Genomic DNA, 18,652 nt, shown 5'->3' with positions numbered 1-18,652 from the left:
ACAACGACTCAGCCCGTTCGCCGAATGTACGGCGGGCGATCGGGGAACCGGGCGTACAGCGAATGCGGCGTCATGGCCGGCGTCGAACGACTCGCGGCGTCGAGCGTGGCCAGGTGGCCGGCGGTCAGGTCGAGCTCCAGCGCGGAAAGGTTGGCGTCGAGCTGAGCGACGGTGGTGGCGCCGACCAGGGTGCCGACGACTCCAGGCCGCCCGGCGACCCAGCCGAGCGCGACCTGCGCCGGCGTCGCGCCGGCGTCGGCGGCAACCGCGGTCAGGGCGTCCAGGATGCGCCAATGCCGGTCGGTCAGGGTGACCGCGACGGGCCACCCCTGGTCCTCGGCGAGTCGCCCCGCACCGGAGGCCGGCGCCGGGTTCGGGCGGTACTTGCCGGTGAGGAAGCCGTTGGCGAGCGGTGACCAGGGCACCACCGCCATGCCGAGGTTCCGGGCCGCGGGCAGGTGTTCCCACTCGATGCTCCGCTCGGCGAGGGAGTACTCCAGCTGCAGCGCCGCGACCGGCTCCCAGCCGCGATGGTGGGCCAGCGTCTGCGCCTTGGCCGCCCACCACGCCGGGACGTTGCTCAGCCCGACGGCACGGATCTTTCCGCCGCGTACCAGCGAGTCGAAGGTGGACATCACCTCGTCGCAGTCGGTGACCCGGTCCCAGAGGTGCAGCCAGTAGAGGTCGATGTAGTCGGTGTTCAGGCGGCGCAGCGACGCGTCGACGGCGGCGAGGATGTGCTTGCGGCCGTTGCCCCGGCCGTTGGGGTCGTCCGGGTGGGTCGGGCCGCCGAACTTGGTGGCGAGGACCAGCCGGTCCCGGTCGCCGGTCTCCCGGACGAGCCTGCCCAGGAGCTCCTCGGCGGCGCCCCCGCCGTAGATGTCGGCGGTGTCGACGAAGTTGCCGCCGCGTTCGAGATAGCGGTGGAAGATGGCTCGCGACGCCTCCTCGCCGGCGTGCCAGCCGCCGCTTCCGAAGGTCATCGTGCCCAGGCCCAGCGCAGAGACGCGCAGTCCGCTCGAGCCGAGCAGGAAATAGTGGTCGAGGCCGGTCGTGGCCATGGGCGCCCGCCTTTCGTGGTCGGCCCGGCCAACCCTGCATCCTGGAGTGCGCTCCCGGTCAAGGGCGATCGCGGGCCCGTGGTTGACTCGGAGCGTGTCTCACACCCCGAAGCAGGCCGCCATGATCAGCGGATTCAGCCTGGACACCCTGCGCTATTACGAACGGATCGGCCTGCTGCCGCGGGTCAGCCGCACCGCGACCGGGCGCCGCGTCTTCAGCGAGATCGACCTGAAGTGGCTGGGGTTGTTGCGCTGCCTGCGCGACACCGGCATGCCGATCGCGGAGATGCTGCGGTTCGTGCAGCTCATGAGCGGTGGTGCGGGGACCACGACCGAGCGGGCCGAGGTTCTGACGGCGCACGGGCGGCGCGTCGAGGATCAGATCCTCCGGCTGCAGGGCCACCTGGAACAGATCCGCGGCAAGATCGAGACCTACCGGGGCGGTGAGCCGTGGTCGCCGTCCGGCGACGACCGCGGCGTGGTCAAGGCGTAGGACTACAGCAGAGTCGACAGCGGGGTGTCCGGCCCGGCGTTCTCGATGCCGAACTCGAGTTCCTCCCGCACGCCCTCGACCGTGTCGTCCTCGCCGAGCACCTCGGGCACGTCGTTGCTGAGCTCCAGCTGATCGAGCATGTCGTACGCCTCGCCCAGCGTTACCGCGCCCATCTCGTGCGCCCAGCGCAGGGTGTTCCGGGCGGCGGTCGAGGGGGAGAACTCCTCATCCCAAAGGTTGCTCACCGGACACATCAAACCATTTGCCGGGGCGTAATAGTCTTCGCGTCATGGCTTTGCGTCCGGATCAGTTCCACGACCGTGCGGTCGCCGCCGCGGACGGCGAGCGGCGGCTTCCGCTGTCACGCATGACGGGGTGGGAGATCAGCCCGTTCGAGCAGGACGGGTTGCGTGTCACGCCGCTGCGCCCGCCGGTGCTTCCCGAGCCCGACCGGCACGGCGAGGACCCGGCGAACTGCAACATCTGCAGGGAGCGCGACGAGGGGATCTGGTTCAACGAGCGCTGGCGGCTGGCCCGGGTGCCGGGGGTCGGCGTGCCGCTGGCGCTCATGCTGTATCCGCGCGACCACTACGACATGGCGGAGCTCCCCGACGAGCTCGCCGCGGAGCTGGGGCTGCTGACCACGCGCATCGTCCGGCACGTGCAGGCCCTGCCGCACATCTCGCGGGCGCACGTCTACCGCCTCGGCGACGGCGCCGCGCATCTGCACGTCTGGTTCTTCGCCCGGCCGGAGGGCCAGACGCAGTTCCTCGGATCCTGGCTGGTCGTCTGGGACGACCTCCTGCCGGAGTATCCCGCCGACGTCGCCGAGGCGGATGCCGCGGAGGTGGCGGACGCCCTGGTCGGCTCGCACGGCGGCAGCCGGTCCGCGCCCTAGCGGTAGGGCGGGAAGCGGCCCGCCATCGCCTCCGGCGTCGGCGGGCCGGCCAGCTTCTCGTAGGCCTCCGGGTCCGTGACCACCCGCCAGGTGCGGAAGGTGTGCCGGCCCGCGCCGAACGCCGCCTTGTACGCGAACAGCGAGTCGGCCGCCCCGCCGAGCCCGCCCCCGAGGTGGTGGATCGTGTTGCCCCGCTCCCGGCCCCAGCCGCGTACCTCGTCGTAGAGCAGCTTGTCCGCGTAGTGGACGCCGCCGTCCCGGGTCGACTGCAGGTGGGTGTGCATGATCCCGCCGTACTCGAAGAACAGGTTGCCGCCGAGCACCTCGCCGTCCGCGGACAGCGCCACCGCCAGGTGCATCCGATCGCCCAGCGCCGCGCGCAGCCGGTGGAAGTGATCCGAGGTGAAGAAGTAGAAGTCCGTCGCGCCGACCCGCTGCATGGTGGCGTGGTAGGTGCCGATCCAGTCGTCGAATCGGTCCCAGTCGTCGAAGACGATCGAGACGCCGGCCCGGCGGGCCTTGTTGATCTGATTGCGGTGCGAGCGGTGGGTCTGCTGCCAGATCTCCTCCGGCGTCAGCGTGAGGTCCACCGAGACCGTCTCGCCGTGCCGCACGAGCGTGCCCGTCCCCGCGAGCGCCGCCGCGGGGGCCGCCAGCAGCGGATGCAGCCGGACGAAGGCCGTGACGATGCCGCGGGCGCCCAGCGTCTCGGCCATCGCCGCCGCGGCGCGCGACCAGAGGGCCGGGTCGGCGGTGTCACCCACCGGGCCGGGGTAACCGTACGGGGAGATCGCGTCGCGCAGGTCGGTGTCCGGCACGGCGCGCAGCACGAGGGGGAGCAGCAGGACGTGCCCCGCTTCGTCGTATCGGAGGGCGGCCGGAGCGCCACCTGAGAGCCCGGCGTCCATGCGCACGTACTCGGGAAGGTGGTAGACGTCGTGCCTGATCCGGCTCAGCGCGTCGGTCCACGCGGCGTCGCCGGGATCGAGCAGGGCGGCTTCGGCCATTCGGTCACCCCTTTGCTGGTCTTGCTCGTACCTCGTAACGCTGCGGCGGGCGCCCGGCCGGCGCGGTGCGCGAGATGCCGGGCCTGCGCCGGGCTCGGCTCCACCGGCGTGCGCTGAGCATCCAGCGCAACAGTGTGCGGGGGATCGCATTCTGCGTCACGACGTGCAGCAGATATCTCCACATCGGATATTCGCCCCGCCGGTCGGACAGCGCATAGGAGAACTGTTTCGCGGGCAGGTTCACATAGTCTTGCACCCGTTCGAACCATTCACTACTGGCCTTTGCGGCACGTTGCAGCGGCGCCAGGGCCGCCTTTCGGCGATGCTCGTATCGTTCCAGCGCGACGGCGGGTTCGTCCCCTGAGGACAATGCGTCGGCCAGCGCCATCGCGTCCTGCATCGCCAGCTTCGTGCCCGAGCCGATCGCGAAATGCGTGGTGTGCGCGGCATCGCCCATCAGCACGACGTTTCCGTGGTCCCAGCGCTGATTGGTGAGCCGGCGGAAGTTGAGCCAGCCGGTGCCGCCGACCTCTGCGCGATGGTCGACAAGCGGCCGGCCGCCGAGGTGCGCCGCGAAGATCTCCTGCAGCAGCGCGGTGCCCTCCCGGGCGTCGAGGCGGCCGAACCCCAGCGCCGTCCAGGTCTCGGGGGCGCACTCGACGATGAAGGTGCTGGTCTCGGTGTTGAACGGGTACGCGTGGTACCAGATCCAGCCGGCCGCGGTCTGCTCGAAGCCGAAGGTGAACGTCTCGAAGACGTGCGGGGTGCCGAGCCAGATGTACTTGTTGCGGCCGACCTCGATGTCGGCGCCGAAGTGCTCGGCGTACTGCTCGCGGATCCGGCTGCCGGCGCCGTCGCAGGCCACCACCAGGTCGGCGTCCGGCAGGCCGTCCTGCGGGCTCAACTCGTCGCGGTGCCGGACGTCGACGCCGAGTTCGGTCGCCCGCTGGGTCAGGATGTCGAGGAGGATCTTGCGGCCCAGGCTGAAGCCGTAGCCGGCCAGGTGCGTCACCGCCTTGCCTGCGGCGCGCACCTCGTACTCGTCCCATTGGCAGGACGCGTCCCAGATCCGGCGGGCGCTGACCGGGTCGTAGCGGAACAGGTCGTCGAGCAGGTCGTCCCAGAAGACGACACCCCAGCCGTAGGTGACGCCGGCCGGGTTGCGTTCCAGGACCGTCACCTCGTGGGTGGGGTCGGCCAGCTTCGCCAGTACCGCGAAGTACAGGCCGGCGGGTCCCCCGCCGACGCAGTTGATGCGCATGCCGAACTCCTAACGGTAGGACGGGAAGGTGGCGGACAGGTCTTCCGGGTCGGCCTCCGGCGTGCGCTGCCGGACCAGTTCCCGGTACGCGGGCCGATCGGTCACCACGCGCCAGGTGTGGAACGGGTGCCGGCTCGGCGAGAAGCCCGCCTTGTACGAGAAGAGCGAGTCGTTGCACCCGCCCTTGCCGCCGCCGAGGTGGAACACGGTGTCGCCGCGGCTCTTGCACCAGCGCCGGACCTCGTCGTACAGCAACTCGTCGGCGTACCGGCGGGGAGCGCGCCGGGTGGACGAGACGTAGCCGGTGGCGATGCCCTCGTGTTCGAAGAACGTGTTGCCGCCGACCACCTCGTCGCCCTCGAGGGCGACCGCGAGATGCATGCGGTCGCCGACCGCGTCGTGCATCGCCGCGAGGTGCTCGCGGGTGAAGAAGTAGTACGAGGTGGCGCCGACCCGGCGCATGTTGTCGTGGTAGACGTCGACCCACTCGCCGAGGCGGTCCCAGTCGTCGAACACGATCCGGGTGCCGTCGCGGCGGGCCCGGTTGATGTGGTTGCGGTGGTCGCTGCGGGTCTGCCGCCACATCTCCTCGAGGCTGACGGTCAGGTCCATCGACACCGTCTCGCCGTGCCGGACCATCGCGCCGAAGCCGCCGAGCGTCTCCAGCGGCGCCCGCAGCAGCGGGTGCATCCGGACGAAGACCGACACGATGCCCTCGGCACGCAGCGTCGAGATCATCGCGGTGCAGGCCCGCTCCCAGAACCCGACGTCGGCCGGCGCGTCGCTGACCGGGCCCGGATACCCGTACGGGGACAGCGCGTCGCGCAGGTCCGAGCCGGGTATGTCGCGCACGATCAGCGGCATCAGCAGCCGGTGCCCGTCCTCGGAGTACGAGAACGCGATCGGCCTGCCGCCGTACAGCCGTGCGTCGAGCACGACGTATTCGCTCTCGTGGTACATGTCGTGCTCGGCTCGTTGCAGGGCCTCCTTCCACTCCCGTGCGGACGGATCCAGCAGTGCAGCGCGCGGCGATGCCGTCATCTTGTCGCCTTTCCTTCCAGCCCGGTTACGACCCCAGCACCCGGGCGTTGAACGCCATGTTCGCGGCGAACTGATCGTTGACCACCCGGTGGTCCTCGAGCCGCCGTTGCACGGCCGGGTCGAAGCGACCCAGCTTCACGAAACCGTCGGAGAACCAGCCGTTGTCGGCGCCGGTGCCGTCCACGAACTCGCGGTAGGTCGTCGCCCCCGGCCAGATCACCTTGGTCAGCAGTTGGGAGAAGGCCGCCATGTCGGCGCCGGTCCAGAACCGGCCGTGGTCGCGGGCCTCGACGACGTACGCCATGACGCCGTTGCCGTGGCTCACGTCCTGCCCCGGCCGCCGCGCCGATCCCCAGACGTCGCTCCAGAAGTAGGCGGTGGCCTCCGCCGGGTTTCGCCGCAGCTGGGCACGCAGGCCCGAGCGGGTGCCGGGCACGTGCTGATCGATGTTGTCGACGACCTGGCGGTACCGCGCCCGGCGTGCCGGGTCCGCGGTGATCCGCGCCAGGTTCATCGAGATCAGCGCCCAGTGCGCGGCCATGTGTGTCCGCTCGCGGTAGATGTTCTCGCCGGCGCCGCGGGCGTTCCACTTGTCGAAGATGTGCTCCTCGGCGAAGCTCAGCAGCCGCTCGTAACGCCCGCGGTATCCGGCGTCGCGGTAGACCGCCGGCGACTCCCGCACGGCGACCAGCAGCGCGGTCGCGTACCGCCAGAAGTAGCTCTCGTAGAGCGGAACCTCCTCGCCGCCCTGCCCGGAGGCCGACGAGGCCCAGCCGCGGTAGCGGTCCTTGAACCGGCTGCTGGGCAGCGAGGACGAGGCGACGGCGGATCCGGCGACGTTCTCGACGATCTCGAGGGCGCGGTCGAGGTAGCGGCGCTCGTCCGTGGCCCGGAACATCGCTGTGCAGGCGTCGAGCGAGTAGGACAGGTCGTAGTGGTCCCAGCTGTCCGTCGACCGGCTCATCGGCAGGCTGGTTCGGGTCTGGTAGTCCCAGCTCTGCTCGAACACCGTGGTCCAGTGCGCGACGGACCTGAGCCTGATCGAGCCGGGCGCCGCGGCCGCCGCGACGGGCAGCGGGGTCATGACCGGCGTCACCTCGTTGCTCGGCGGGGCGCTGGCGGCGGTCAGCGAGACCAGGCCGAGCAGCAGCACGCTGCGGCGGCAGACCCTCGCGCGTTCGCTCACCGGGTCACCGGCTCTCGCAGCCGCACCGGCGGCTCGGACGCGACCGGCGCGGGCGGGGTCACCGCCGCGCCGGCGGCCAGCGCGGCGAACATCCAGGCGAGCCGGGCGTCGTAGTAGTCGCCGGAGAACAGGCTGCTCAGGGCCACGAACACGGCCGATGACGCGGCGAGGGCGGTCGCCTGCGGGTGCCCGCCGCCGCGGATCGTCCGGGCCCACAGGACGATCGCGGCGGTGAGCAGCCCGATCCCGGCCAGCCCGCCCTCGGCGGCGACCGCGAGCAGGTAGTTGTGCGGGTACTCGACGGCCTGGTTGACGCCGATGAGGCCGTAGAAGCCGTCCAGGCCGGAGCCGACGAGCGGATGCTCGACGGCGAGGCGCCACGCGGCCGCCCAGATGTCGGTGCGGTCCGACAGGTAGTGCTGCTGGACGGTCTGCTCGACGAAGCGTTCCTGGAACAGGTCGGTGAAGGCGGGCGGCGCGAACGCCCAGATGACGCCCGTCGCCGCGACCAGCACGGCGCCGGCCGCCACGGTGAAGCCGGCGTGCAGCCGGCGCCGGATCCGCCAGAGCCCGGCGACGCCGACCGCGACGCCGGCCAGCAGGCCGGCGCGCGAGCCGGACAGGACCGCCGCCAGCAGGAACAGCGGGATGACCAGCAGCGGCAGGATCCGCCTGGTGGAGAGGTAGAGGGCGACCGCGCTGATCACGCCGATGATCTCGATGCGCACGAACACGTTGGGGCCGCCGCCGAAGGCGGAGTAGCGGCCCTGCTCGCCGGGACCGTTGATGAACAGCGCGGCGAGCGCGAAGACGATCGCCGCGACGAAGAACAGCAGGAACGTGGTGCGGGCGACGGCCGCCGGGTCGCCGACCGTGTAGAAGTAGTAGGCCAGGGTCAGCACGGCCATCAGGACCAGGTCGAGCGTCTGCGGGCCGGCCCGGGACGCGCTCGGTGCCCACAATCCGGAGGCGATCTGGAAGAGGAAGAAGAGCATGGTCACCACCAGCCAGCCCTCCCGGCGAGGCGCCGCGAGCGCGTGCGGCCGGCGCGCCCCGTCGACCGTGAGCACCACCAGGGCGACGATCAGGCCGATCACCCGCAGGTCCACCCAGGCCAGGTCGACGAACCCGGCGCGGTCGAGGGTGAACCGGCCGCCGATGGCGACCAGGGTCAGCACCAGGCCGGGTGCCAGGAAGACCCGCGGGGTGCGCAGCCAGCCCAGGGTGTTCACGGCGCCACCGCCCGGTCCCGGACCAGCCGGCTCGTCACCAGGGCGAAGATCAGGCAGGAGCCGTAGCCCAGCAGCGAGCCGTACGCCGCGCCGAGGAGGCCGTACCGCGGGATCAGCAGCAGGTACGCGGCGAAGCTGACCACGAATCCGGTGATCTCCGCGGCGGAGACCAGCGCGTTGTGTCCCTTCGCGATGAGCAGGCCCAGGCTGATCCGCGACACCGCGTACAGGCCGGCGGCGGCGACCAGGGGCAGCACGACGACCTTGGCCGGGGCGTACTGGTCGCCGAACACCGGCACGATGAGCAGGTACAGGCCGCCGGCCACGAGCGGGGCGACGACCAGGGCGTAGACGGCGGCGGTGACCACGATGGGCCGGGCGTTCAGCCCGCCGTCGCGGTGCGTCGCCCGCCACCTGCCGAGGCGCGAGTCCGCGTACGCGCGCAGCGGCCAGGCCAGCAGTTCCGTCATCGTCGCCACGCTGGCGTACAGGCCGAGGGCGGAGGTGGACGCGAGCGCCGGCAGGGCCAGGCGGTCCGCCCGCAGCATCGCCATGTTGGACAGCGCGGCGGGGAAGAGGGCGAGCCCCTCCTTGCGTACCCGGCGGTTCTGGCCGGGTGGCACCGCGGCCGCGGTCCGGACCGGCTGCCGCAGCCAGATGGTCAGGAAGGTGCAGGTGGGCACGGCGCCGGAGAGCAGGTAGGCGAGGATCCACACGACGGGGTGCGAGACGTCGGCGACGAAGAGGGTGACCAGCAGCGCCAGCAACAGCAGCGACTCGATGACCCGGGCGTAGAGGAAGTCGGCCATCCGGCCGGTGGCGATGGCGACCGCCCGGGTCGCGAGGATCGCCGTCTCGACGAGCGCGTAGGCGCCGAGCATGGCGACGATGTCGGTGCCCGGATCGAGCCGCTCCGGCGCCACCGAGGTGAACACGACGGCCGCGGCCGCGCCGAGCAGACACGGCACCAGCAGCAACCGCCCGTACGCCCGGACGGCGACCGCGGGCGCGGCGTCGTGGTAACTGGCGACGAAGCTGCGCTCGGTGCCGAGCAGCAGCACCTGGGTGGTGAGGTAGACGACCTGCAGCATCAGGGCGACCTCGCCGCGGCCGGACGGGCTCAGGGCGCGGACCATGAGGATGTTGGCGGCCAGGGCGACTCCGCCGGTCAGCACCTGCGAGGCCAGCAGCTGCAGGTACGGCTCGCGCAGCTGGTTGCGGGCCCAGCCGGCCGACGCGCCGCGTCGCGTCGGCGCCGCGGCCGATTGCTCGGCCTGCAGCTCACTCACCGGGCTGCGGCTTTTCGTCGGTGCCGCGCTGGATGGGAAGCTTCGGCTGCTCCGCGCCCGCGGCGGGCACCTCGTTGACGACGACCCGGGCCTGCCCCCGCGCGGCGGCGCCACCCTCGGGCTTGGGCTTGGGCTCGGGTTTGGGCTCGGGCGCCGGTTCGAGGGCGGGCTCGGGCGCGGGCTCGGCGGGCTTCGGCTCGTCCTCGCCGGTGCCGATGGTGGCCTTGACCACCTGGGCCCGGCCCCGGACCGGCCCGCCGTACGCGGGGAAGGTGATGGTCTCGTCGGACGCGGCGCCCTCGTCGGGGCCCTTCCCCTCGCCGAAGAGGCGGGCCACCAGCTCCGGATCGTGCGGCTGCGCCAGCGAATTCTCCCGGTGCCAGGTCCCGCTCGTCGGCAGCTTGCGCGGCAGCGCGTTGAGCACGGCGCCGGCGAGCCGGGCACCCACCCGCTGCAGCAGGTCGGTCGAGCGTTCGACGTCCGCCGTGCGGGTGCGGTTGGCCCGCACCACGAGCAGGGCGCTGTCGGTCACCTTGCTCAGCACGGCGGCGTCCGCGACGGCGTGCAGCGGCGGCGCGTCCACCAGCACGATGTCGAAGCGCTCGGTGAGGCTGCGCAGGGTGGCGCCCAGGGTCGGCGAGGCCAGGATCACGCCCGGGTCGGGCGACGGGTCGCCCGAGGGCAGCACGGTCAGCCGGCCGTCCAGCGAATCCTGCAGCACGTCGGGCACCCGGGCCGCGCCGGTCAGCACGTCGGCCAGCCCGCGGCTGGTGTCCAGCGACAGGTACCGGCCGAGGGCCGGGGCGCGCAGGTTGGCGTCGACGAGCACCACCCGGGCGCCGGTCTCGGCCATGGCGATGGCCAGGCCGCAGGCGACGGCGGTGGTGCCCTCCTTCTCGTTGGAGCCGGTGAGCAGCAGGGAGGTGCCGCGCGCGCCGGGGCGTTTGAAGCCGGCGATGTCCGGCAGCAGGCTCCGCAGCCGCCGGAACGCCTCGGCGAGCGCCTCGTCCGGGGAGCCGCCCCGGCCGGACCGGCCGCCGATCGAGATGACGCCGACCGTGCCGAGGCCGAGGCGGCGCAGGTCGTCCTCGTCGGTGACGGTCCTGCGGGTCGCCTCGCGCACCGCGACCGCGGCCGCGCCGATCAGCAGCCCGAGCACCGCCGAGAAGCCGATGTTGCGGGACAGGTTGCCGGGCTGGCGGACCGTGACCGGGTTCTGGGCGATCGACACGGACGGCCGCGGGCCCTCGCCGGCGACCGGCGGATCCAGCTGCCGGGCCAGGCCGATCAGGACGGCGGTAGCGGTGGTGACGATCGACTTGCTGCGCTCGGCCGACGAGTCGGTCGCGGAGACGACCAGCAGGTCGGTGCCCTCCTGCACCTGCGCGGAGAGGCTCTTCTGCACCTGCGCGGCGCTCAACTCCGGGCCCAGGTCCTTGACCACGCTCTCGGCCACCCGCGGCCCGGTGAGCAGGGCGATGTAGGAGTTGAGCCGGCTGGCCTTGGCGTCCGGGTCGCCGGCGCCGGTGGTGACAAACAAGATCATGGACGACCGGTACGCGGGTTTCCCGGTGAGCGTCAGGCCCGCGGCGACACCGGCGGCGAGCAGCACCGGCACGACGATCCACACCCAACGGCGCCGGCAGGCCCGTACGTACTCCCGCAGTTCCACGTCTGCCCTCTCCCGATCGTCACGACTGCTCGGACAGGGCCGCACGGGCGGCGGCCCGGCCCCGTCGCCCGGTGGCCGCCGCACGGTTGAGCACGGCCTCGAAGCGTGCGAAGAGCAGGTCGCGGGAGAACTGCTCCACCGCGAGCCGGTGCGCGGCCTCGCGCGCCTGTTTGAGCCAGGGCTCGTCGCGGACGTGCCCGGCGAGCAGGCCGGCCGCCGCGTCGGCGTCGTAGGGGTCGAGCACCAGACCCGCGCCGGTCTCGCGCAACAGCTCGCTCTGCCAGCCGCCGTAGTTGATGGCGATGGGCCGGGAGGCGGCGAGCGCGTCGAAGAACTTGTTCGCCGAGTTCTCCCAGAGGGCGGGGATGGGCCGGACGAAGCTCGTCGACATGGTGGCCGCGCCGAGGATCACCGGCAGGTCGGCCTTGGGCACCTTCTCCCACATGTGCACGCTCGCGTCGAGCAGGCCGTGCCCGGCCGCGAGCTGCCGGGTGTCCTCCCACTCCTTGCCGTGGCCCACGATCAGGACCTGCACGTCCGGGTCGATGTCGCGCATCCGCAGGGCGGCCCGGACCAGGTAGTCGACGCCGTTCACGGCGCCGAGGGCGCCGGTGTAGACGATCAGGGGCCGGTCGCCGAGCCAGCGGTGCTCGTCGCGGAAGCGCCGCACGGCCTCGGGCCGCACCTCGAACAGGTCCAGGTCGGCGGCGTTGGGGATCACCGTGGTGCTGGTGCCCGGGCGGCGGGCGGTGACGCCGGCGGCCATGCCGGGGGAGAGGGCGACGACCTCCGCCGCGTTGCGGTAGGCGAGGTTCGCCAGGGCGCCGGCGAGGCCGCGCAGCACCGGGTTGCGCAGCGCGCCCATCTCGATGGGCACCTCGGGCCAGAGGTCGCGGACCTCGAAGACGAACGGCACGCGGCGCAGCCGGGCCGCGATGATGCCGGGGACGGCGACGGTCAGCGGGGTGCTGGTGGCGAAGACCAGGTCGGCCTTCAGCCCGGCGGCCTTCGCCGCCGCCAGCGCCATGAACTCGGCGAAGGCGCGCAGCCGCCGGGCATAGGACATGTTGTTGGAGTACGGCACCGAGAACCAGTGCACCCGTACCCCGTCGTCGTCGGTCTGCCGCCAGCCGAGCGAGCGCTTGCCGGGGGTGATGTCGGTGGTGATGACGTGCACCTCGTGCCCGCGGGCGACGAGCCTGCGCGCCTGCTCGTAGGACCTGATGCCGCCGGTCATCCGCGGGTTGCAGTAGTACTGGTGTATGTAGACGATGCGCATCCCGCCGTCACCCTCCTGCTCGGCCGTCACCGGATCACCGCGCGGACGGCGTCCGCCACGCGCTGCCGGTCGTCGTCGGTGAGTGCGGATCCGCTCGGCAGGCACAGGCCACGCCGGAACAGGTCGGCGCTGACCTCGCCGCCGCGCATCGCGCAGTCGCGGAACACCGGCTGCAGGTGCATCGGCTTCCAGGTGGGGCGCGCCTCGATGTTGAGCGTGGCGAGGTGCGCGAGGATCCGGTCGCGGTCGGCGCCGAACTCGCCGGCGTCGACCAGCAGGCAGGTGAGCCACCAGTTGGGCTTGCCGTACTCCGCGACCGGCATGAAGGTCAGCCCGGGCAGGTCGCCCAGCGCGGCGCGGTAGTAGCGGGCCGTCGCCGCGCGGGCGGCGACCAGGTCGTCGAGGCGCTGCACCTGGCCGCGTCCGACGGCCGCGAGCAGGTTGCTCAGCCGGTAGTTGTAGCCGACCGTGCGGTGCTCGTAGTGCGCCACCGGCTCGCGGGCCTGGGTGGCGAGGTGCCGGGTCTGCGCCGCGACCCGGTCGTCGTCGGTGACCAGCATCCCGCCGCCGCCAGTGGTGACGATCTTGTTGCCGTTGAAGGAGAGCACCCCGGCCAGGCCGAACGAGCCCGCCGGGCGGCCCCGGTACGACGCGCCGAGCGCCTCGGCCGCGTCCTCGATCAGCGCGACGCCGTAGCGGTCGCACGCCTCGAGCAGCGGCTCGTAGTCGGCGCACTGGCCGTACATGTCGACGGTGACGACCGCCCGGGGCACCTGGCCGCGGACCGCCCGGTCGCGCAGCTCGCCGGCGACCAGGCCGGGGTCGACGTTCCAGCTCTCCGGCGTGCTGTCGAGGAAGATCGGCCGGGCGCCGAGGTACATCACCGCGTTCGCGGTCGCGGCGAACGTGAACGACGGGACGAGCACGGTGTCGCCGCGGCGCACGCCGGCGGCGACCAGCGCCAGGTGCAGCGCCGCGGTGCCGCTGCTGAGCGCCACCGCGTGCCGCACGCCGAGCAGGCCGGCCACCTGAGCCTCGAACGCGTCGAGGTCCGGGCCGACGGGCGCCACCCAGTTGGAGTCGAACGCCTCCAGCAGAAGCTTGCGCTCGATGCCGCTGACGTCCGGCGGTGACAGGTAGATGCGGGCGTCAGTCATGGACGCGCGTCCTGACGGCCCAGATCGGCCAGGCCGGGTGCAGGCCCTGACGCTGGATGAACATCGGCGAGTCACCCGGGTGCATCGGTGCCCGCAGCGTCGTGGCGAAGCTGCGATAACCGGCCTCGCGTACGGCGTCGAGCTCGCGGTCGCCGAAGTCGACGAGGCTGCCGTAAGGGGCCGCGAAGTCGCGCACCGTCGCGCCGAGCCTGTCCTCGATCTCGTGCTTCGAGTCGCGGATCTCGCGGAGCGCGGCGCCGTCGTCCTGATCGGACAGGCGCTGGTGGGTGATCGTGTGCGAGCCGAAGTGGTATCCCTGCGCGAGCAGGTCGCGGCAGTCCTGCCAGGTGAGGTTGCCGGGCCTGCCGACCATGCCGGTGGTCAGGAAGAAGGTGGCCGGCACGCCGAGGTCGCGCAGGATCGGCGCGGCCACGTCGAGCCAGGTGGGGTGGCAGTCGTCGAAGGAGAGGCAGAACATCGGCCCGTTGAGCTCGCGCCGGCCGGCCAGGACGTCAAGCGCCTCGTCCCAGGAGACCATCGGCCCGAGCCGCTTGAAGGTCCGCAGGTGCCGGCGCAGGTCGCCGGCGTAGCCCGCCGGCACGTCGTGGTAGAAGGGGAAGTAGAGCCCCGCGGTGGTCGGCAGGCGGCGAAACATCCCGGCCGGCGCCAGCACCCGGCCCTGTGCCCGCGGCCGGGCCCGGAGCCGGCTGCGCAGCCCCAACTCGTTCAGGCGGCGCTTGATGCGGGTCTGCGACTCCACGCTGGGCACCCCTCCGCTCGTCTGCTTTGTCGACCAACTCACTCTTGCAAATGGATGGTGGGTGGCGTCAGTAGCAATTGTCATAGGGAACATGAGGAATGCTCACGTCAATTCGAGAAGGGCCTGAACGGTCCTTGCGGAATGAGCTTCCCGCGGGGCATCATCCGCCACAAGGGAGGATTACATGCTTCGACTACAACGGGTCGAGCCGACGCCCGCGCTCTGGTCCGACCGGGCCACCTATCCGGACCGGTTGATCTTTCACACCGAGCCGTGGCTGCGGTTCGTGGCGCAGTCGCAACGCGCCGAGCCGGTCCTCGCCACGATCACCGACGGCACCGGCACCGTCGGGCACTTCACCGGCCTGCTCACCAAGCGGTACGGCCTGCGCATCCTGGGCAGCCCGATGGCCGGCTGGACCACCTCCTACGTGGGCTTCAACCTGGAATCGTCGATTCCGCGCCGCGCCGCGCTGGAGGCCCTGATGCCGTTCGCGTTCGGCGATCTCGGCGCCGCGCACCTGGAGATCCGCGACCGCGGCCTCACCGAGGCGGACCTCGAGGGGCTCGGCCTGCGCTGGGCCGCCGCGCCGACCGCGGTGATCGATCTGAGCCCGGCCGAGGACGACCTCTTCGGCGCCATGGCGAGCGCCTGCCGCCGCAACATCCGCAAGGCCGGAAAATCCGGAGTGGTCATCGAAGAGGCGTCCGGCGACGATCCGACATTCGCCGATGAATTCTACGATCAATTACGCGACGTATTCGCCAAGCAGAATCTGGTGCCCACCTATTCGATCGAGCGGGTCCGCTCACTGATCCGGAATCTCGCCCCGGCCGGCAGCATTCTGCTGTTGCGGGCCCGCGACGGCGAGGGCCGGTGCATCGCCACCGCGGTCCTGCCCTGGTATCACCGCACCATGTATTTCTGGGGCGGCGCGAGCTACCGGGAACACCAGCATCTGCGCCCCAACGAGGCACTCATCTGGCACGCGCTGCGCTGGGCCAAGGGCCGGGGCGTCACCGAGTTCGACTTCGTCGGCGGCAATTCCTACAAGGCCAAGTACGGCACCACGGAGGTGCCGGTGCCGTGGGCACGCCGCTCCCGTTCGCCGATGGTCGCGCGCCTGCGCGACGTGGCGAAGGAGGGCTTCGCGCTCAGGCAACGCGCCGTCGCCCGCCTGGCCAGGACCCGGTAGCCCGCGCCCCGGTATGCCAGTAATGCGACTATCGACGCGTCTTGTCAGTATCGATGGTTTTCTTTCCCCTGCGTCCCGGGAAACATGGCGAGGGAGGCGGTGTGGCAATCCCGTCGTAGACCCGCATCCGTTCATCGGCGGTGTCCGGCAACCGTAGCCCCGCGACCCGATCGCTCGCCTGCCCCGCCCGCAGTCACCCTGCGGTCGAGAGGAGGTGACGCGCCTGACCGAAAAAACCCGGCCACAGTCGAGTTCGATCAGGAATGGAGCGCAACGAGATGACAGGCAACAAAGCGGTTGTCTATCGGGGCCCGGGCGACGTCGAAGTCCGAGACAGTGATTATCCGACCTACGAAATGAAGGACGGCCCCGGCGTCAACAAGGCCAACGTCGGCCGCAGGACGCCGCACGGCGTGATTCTCAAGACCGTCGCCACCAATATCTGCGGCAGCGACCAGCACATGGTCCGCGGGCGCACCACCGCCCCCGAGGGGCTCGTGCTCGGGCACGAGATCACCGGGGAGGTCGTCGACACCGGCCCGGACGTGGAGTACATCAAGGTCGGCGACATCTGCTCGGTGCCGTTCAACATCTCCTGCGGGCGGTGCCGCAACTGCAAGGAAGGCAGGACCGGCGTCTGCCTCAACGTGAACCCGGACCGGCCCGGCTCGGCGTACGGCTACGTCGACATGGGCGGCTGGGTCGGCGGCCAGTCCGAGTACGTCATGGTGCCGTACGCGGACTGGAACCTGCTGAGATTCCCCGACCGGGACCAGGCCCTGGAGAAGATCCTCGACCTTGCCATGCTGACGGACATCTTCCCCACCGGATACCACGGGTGCGTCAGCGCCGGCGTCACGACCGGATCCACCGTGTACATCGCCGGCGCGGGCCCGGTCGGCCTCGCCGCCGCGACCTCGGCCTTCCTGCTCGGCGCCGCCGTCGTCATCGTCGGCGACCTCAACGAACAGCGGCTGGAACAGGCGCGCAGCTTCGGCTGCGAGACCGTCAACGTCGCCCAGGCCGACCCGGCGGAGCAGGTGCAGCAGATCCTCGGCCGGTCGGCGCCGGCGATCGGCCAGCCCCTGGTCGACGCGGCCGTCGACGCGGTCGGATTCGAGGCGCGCGGCCACGGCGCGAACGCCGAGACCGAGATGCCGGCGACCGTCCTGAACTCGCTGATGGACCTCACCAGGGCCGGCGGCGCGATCGGGGTTCCCGGCCTCTACGTCACCGGCGACCCCGGCGGGGTCGACGAGGCGGCGAAGGTGGGCTCGCTGTCCATCCGGCTCGGCCTCGGCTGGGCCAAGTCGCACTCGTTCGTCACGGGCCAGTGCCCGGTGATGAAGTACAACCGGGCGCTCATGATGGCGATCCTGCACGACCGGGTCCAGATCGCGAAGAACGTCAACGCGACGCCGATCCCGCTCGACCAGGCACCCCAGGGCTACCGCGACTTCGACCAGGGCGCGGCACGCAAATACGTGCTCGACCCACACGGCATGATCGGCAGGCGCAACTGACCCCGGGCCGCCGCGCCGGCATCACCGGCGCGGCGGCTCGCCGTCCGTGCCGGCCAGCTGAGGATCAAGGCCCTCCTCGACCACCGTGCCGGGCCGCAGCGGGGTGAACGCCGCCGCGGTCGCCGCGACCACCGCCACCCCGAGCAGCCAGCCCGCCACGACGTCGCTGGTCCAGTGCACGCCGAGCACGACGCGGGTGAGACCGGTCAGCACGGCCAGCACGATCGCCGCACCCCAGAGCAGCCACCGCCTGCCCTCCCGGACCATCGGAAGCAGCACCAGCACGAACACGCCGGCGGTCAGGGTCGCGTTGAGGGCGTGCCCGGACGGGAACGACTGGCCGGCCGCGCGGGCCACCGGGTCGAGCAACTCGGGCCGGATCCGGCCGACCAGCAGCTTGAGCAACGGGCCGAGCACCCCGCCGACCACCATCGTGATCGCCACCCACAGCGCAAGCCGGCGGGAGCGGCGCCGGACCAGCCAGATCACCAGGATGAGCGCCGCCAGCCGCAGCGGGTTGGGTGAGAAGATCGTCGTCCACCACCGGGTCGCGCGGGTCCAGCCGGGGTGGCCCAGCGCCCATTCGTGCAGGGTGTCGGTGACGGCCACGTCGAGGTCGTGCAGCGGCGTCCAGCCGCGGGCGACGAGGACCGCGAGCAGCGCGAACGGCACCAGCGCGAGAAGCGCGAGGATGGCCGCCGTGGTGAGCCGCAGGCCTATCTTCACCACCTGTCCCTACCCGCGGATCGCGGCCTTGAACCCGTGCTGATACTGGCGGGGTCCGTAACACCGATCGGAGGCAGTCCTTGTTCGTCGTGGGTGACCTGGTGAAACTGCGGGCGATGGAGCCGTCCGACGCCGACGCGCTCTGGCGGTGGAACCACGATCCCGAGGTCATGCGCTGGATGAACGACAACTACGCGCAGCCGCTGACCCGGGTGCGGGCGTTCCTGCAGGAGCGGCCGGCCAACGACTACGGCGACGTGCTCCTCGGCATCGAGGCGATAGCCGACGGCAGGCTCGTCGGCCTGGTCCGGCTGCACGGCGCCGAGCCCGAGACCGGCAACGCCGACCTGGACATCTATCTCGGCGAGAAGGACTGCTGGGGCAAGGGCTACGCCACGGACGCGGTCCGCCGGGCGTGCCGGTACGGCTTCGACAAGATGCGCCTCCACAAGATCACGCTGACGGTGGTGGCGGACAACCACGCGGCTCGGCAGGTGTACAAGAAGGTGGGCTTCGTGGAGGAGGGCCGGCTGCGCGAGGTCTTCCGCCGCGACGGCCGCTGGTACGACAAATACACGATGGGCCTGCTGGAAGGCGAACTGACCTAACCCCCCGGTGCCTGGCGCGCGGGTGCTTCTGCCGGCGCGGGACGCCGCGGTCTGACTGACCGCGTCGCCCGGCCAAGCGCCCCGTTTCGTGTCCGGTATCACCTGTATGGCGAGGTTTTCGAGCGGCGAAATCCTCAAGTCGCGCTGTTCGGGCCGTCCGCAACCGGGTGGCACCTGTTCGGGACCTGGGGGTGCACCGCGCAGACCGGAATCTTCTCTGCATGCCCGGCCGACAACGGCTGGACAAGCGGGGGGAAAAACCAA

Annotated in this window: 18 protein-coding genes; 5 read left to right on the top strand and 13 right to left on the bottom strand. The window is 71.6% G+C overall.

Going from position 1 to position 18,652, the window contains the following annotated elements; genetic code table 11:
• Nucleotides 1–8: 8 nt before the first annotated feature.
• The gene (locus AB0F10_RS12200) at nt 9–1,061 is read right to left on the bottom strand and encodes an aldo/keto reductase (RefSeq protein ID WP_360622917.1); all 1,053 of its coding nucleotides are present in this window, start codon (nt 1,059–1,061) and stop codon (nt 9–11) included.
• A gap of 94 nt (nt 1,062–1,155) precedes the next feature.
• Between AB0F10_RS12200 and AB0F10_RS12195 the strand changes: the two genes are divergently transcribed.
• Nucleotides 1,156–1,554: a MerR family transcriptional regulator gene (locus tag AB0F10_RS12195; protein WP_360622915.1), complete on the top strand. Its 399-nt coding sequence runs from the start codon at nt 1,156–1,158 to the stop codon at nt 1,552–1,554.
• A gap of 2 nt (nt 1,555–1,556) precedes the next feature.
• Here the strand turns inward: AB0F10_RS12195 and AB0F10_RS12190 are convergent, their stop codons facing one another.
• Nucleotides 1,557–1,808, bottom strand: coding sequence for a hypothetical protein (locus AB0F10_RS12190; protein WP_360622913.1), 252 nt, complete (start codon nt 1,806–1,808; stop codon nt 1,557–1,559).
• Between the two features lie 35 nt (nt 1,809–1,843).
• On the opposite strand from AB0F10_RS12190, the gene AB0F10_RS12185 reads away from it, so the two are divergent.
• Nucleotides 1,844–2,452, top strand: a complete 609-nt coding sequence (locus AB0F10_RS12185; RefSeq protein ID WP_360622911.1) for a hypothetical protein — start codon at nt 1,844–1,846, stop codon at nt 2,450–2,452.
• On the opposite strand, the gene AB0F10_RS12180 is transcribed toward AB0F10_RS12185, so the two are convergent.
• Genes AB0F10_RS12180 through AB0F10_RS12135 form a run of 10 tightly spaced genes read right to left on the bottom strand, consistent with a single transcriptional unit; the run spans nt 2,449 to nt 14,336 of the window.
• Nucleotides 2,449–3,459: a GNAT family N-acetyltransferase gene (locus AB0F10_RS12180; protein WP_360622909.1), complete on the bottom strand. Its 1,011-nt coding sequence runs from the start codon at nt 3,457–3,459 to the stop codon at nt 2,449–2,451. The genes AB0F10_RS12185 and AB0F10_RS12180 overlap by 4 nt on opposite strands.
• A 4-nt stretch (nt 3,460–3,463) precedes the next feature.
• Nucleotides 3,464–4,720 (bottom strand): FAD-dependent monooxygenase, encoded by a 1,257-nt coding sequence (locus AB0F10_RS12175; protein WP_360622907.1) that lies wholly within the window; start codon nt 4,718–4,720, stop codon nt 3,464–3,466.
• A 9-nt stretch (nt 4,721–4,729) separates the two neighbouring features.
• The gene (locus AB0F10_RS12170) at nt 4,730–5,761 is read right to left on the bottom strand and encodes a GNAT family N-acetyltransferase (RefSeq protein WP_360622905.1); all 1,032 of its coding nucleotides are present in this window, start codon (nt 5,759–5,761) and stop codon (nt 4,730–4,732) included.
• 25 nt (nt 5,762–5,786) lie between these two features.
• Nucleotides 5,787–6,947, bottom strand: a complete 1,161-nt coding sequence (locus tag AB0F10_RS12165) for a hypothetical protein (RefSeq protein ID WP_360622903.1) — start codon at nt 6,945–6,947, stop codon at nt 5,787–5,789.
• Nucleotides 6,944–8,179: an O-antigen ligase family protein gene (locus AB0F10_RS12160; protein ID WP_360622901.1), complete on the bottom strand. Its 1,236-nt coding sequence runs from the start codon at nt 8,177–8,179 to the stop codon at nt 6,944–6,946. The genes AB0F10_RS12165 and AB0F10_RS12160 overlap by 4 nt, the downstream gene beginning before the upstream one ends.
• Nucleotides 8,176–9,468, bottom strand: a complete 1,293-nt coding sequence (locus tag AB0F10_RS12155; protein WP_360622899.1) for an NAD(P)H-quinone oxidoreductase — start codon at nt 9,466–9,468, stop codon at nt 8,176–8,178. Before AB0F10_RS12155 ends, AB0F10_RS12160 begins: the two co-directional genes overlap by 4 nt.
• Nucleotides 9,461–11,140, bottom strand: coding sequence for a polysaccharide biosynthesis tyrosine autokinase (locus AB0F10_RS12150; protein ID WP_360622897.1), 1,680 nt, complete (start codon nt 11,138–11,140; stop codon nt 9,461–9,463). Before AB0F10_RS12150 ends, AB0F10_RS12155 begins: the two co-directional genes overlap by 8 nt.
• Nucleotides 11,141–11,159: 19 nt before the next feature.
• Complete coding sequence (locus tag AB0F10_RS12145) at nt 11,160–12,449, bottom strand: glycosyltransferase family 4 protein (RefSeq protein WP_360622895.1); 1,290 nt, start codon at nt 12,447–12,449, stop codon at nt 11,160–11,162.
• Nucleotides 12,446–13,576 carry an aminotransferase class I/II-fold pyridoxal phosphate-dependent enzyme gene (locus AB0F10_RS12140; RefSeq protein ID WP_360622893.1) on the bottom strand — a complete coding sequence of 377 codons (1,131 nt, stop codon included), beginning with the start codon at nt 13,574–13,576 and terminating at the stop codon, nt 12,446–12,448. The genes AB0F10_RS12145 and AB0F10_RS12140 overlap by 4 nt, the downstream gene beginning before the upstream one ends.
• Nucleotides 13,569–14,336 carry a polysaccharide deacetylase family protein gene (locus AB0F10_RS12135; protein WP_360622891.1) on the bottom strand — a complete coding sequence of 256 codons (768 nt, stop codon included), beginning with the start codon at nt 14,334–14,336 and terminating at the stop codon, nt 13,569–13,571. Before AB0F10_RS12135 ends, AB0F10_RS12140 begins: the two co-directional genes overlap by 8 nt.
• A gap of 184 nt (nt 14,337–14,520) precedes the next feature.
• On the opposite strand from AB0F10_RS12135, the gene AB0F10_RS12130 reads away from it, so the two are divergent.
• Nucleotides 14,521–15,531: a GNAT family N-acetyltransferase gene (locus AB0F10_RS12130; RefSeq protein ID WP_360622889.1), complete on the top strand. Its 1,011-nt coding sequence runs from the start codon at nt 14,521–14,523 to the stop codon at nt 15,529–15,531.
• A 263-nt stretch (nt 15,532–15,794) separates the two neighbouring features.
• Nucleotides 15,795–17,054: a formaldehyde dehydrogenase, glutathione-independent gene (gene fdhA / locus AB0F10_RS12125; RefSeq protein ID WP_360622887.1), complete on the top strand. Its 1,260-nt coding sequence runs from the start codon at nt 15,795–15,797 to the stop codon at nt 17,052–17,054.
• A gap of 21 nt (nt 17,055–17,075) precedes the next feature.
• On the opposite strand, the gene AB0F10_RS12120 is transcribed toward fdhA, so the two are convergent.
• Nucleotides 17,076–17,780 (bottom strand): phosphatase PAP2 family protein, encoded by a 705-nt coding sequence (locus tag AB0F10_RS12120; RefSeq protein WP_360622885.1) that lies wholly within the window; start codon nt 17,778–17,780, stop codon nt 17,076–17,078.
• Nucleotides 17,781–17,869: 89 nt separating this feature from the next.
• On the opposite strand from AB0F10_RS12120, the gene AB0F10_RS12115 reads away from it, so the two are divergent.
• Complete coding sequence (locus tag AB0F10_RS12115; RefSeq protein WP_360623014.1) at nt 17,870–18,388, top strand: GNAT family protein; 519 nt, start codon at nt 17,870–17,872, stop codon at nt 18,386–18,388.
• Nucleotides 18,389–18,652 lie beyond the last annotated feature (264 nt).

Origin of the sequence: Actinoplanes sp. NPDC026623, from assembly GCF_040638275.1 — a bacterium.
Lineage (GTDB): Bacteria > Actinomycetota > Actinomycetes > Mycobacteriales > Micromonosporaceae > Actinoplanes.
The sequence above is the reverse complement of the archived record's forward strand: the minus strand, read 5'-3'. Positions and strand labels throughout refer to the sequence as shown.

Coding starts and splice junctions, on each gene's coding strand:
- fdhA (WP_360622887.1), top strand. CDS start 15,795: ATGGAGCGCAACGAGATGACAGGCAACAAAGCGGTTGTCTATCGGGGC.
- AB0F10_RS12200 (WP_360622917.1), bottom strand. CDS start 1,061: ATGGCCACGACCGGCCTCGACCACTATTTCCTGCTCGGCTCGAGCGGA.
- AB0F10_RS12130 (WP_360622889.1), top strand. CDS start 14,521: ATGCTTCGACTACAACGGGTCGAGCCGACGCCCGCGCTCTGGTCCGAC.
- AB0F10_RS12185 (WP_360622911.1), top strand. CDS start 1,844: ATGGCTTTGCGTCCGGATCAGTTCCACGACCGTGCGGTCGCCGCCGCG.
- AB0F10_RS12170 (WP_360622905.1), bottom strand. CDS start 5,761: ATGACGGCATCGCCGCGCGCTGCACTGCTGGATCCGTCCGCACGGGAG.
- AB0F10_RS12140 (WP_360622893.1), bottom strand. CDS start 13,576: ATGACTGACGCCCGCATCTACCTGTCACCGCCGGACGTCAGCGGCATC.
- AB0F10_RS12190 (WP_360622913.1), bottom strand. CDS start 1,808: ATGTGTCCGGTGAGCAACCTTTGGGATGAGGAGTTCTCCCCCTCGACC.
- AB0F10_RS12180 (WP_360622909.1), bottom strand. CDS start 3,459: ATGGCCGAAGCCGCCCTGCTCGATCCCGGCGACGCCGCGTGGACCGAC.
- AB0F10_RS12175 (WP_360622907.1), bottom strand. CDS start 4,720: ATGCGCATCAACTGCGTCGGCGGGGGACCCGCCGGCCTGTACTTCGCG.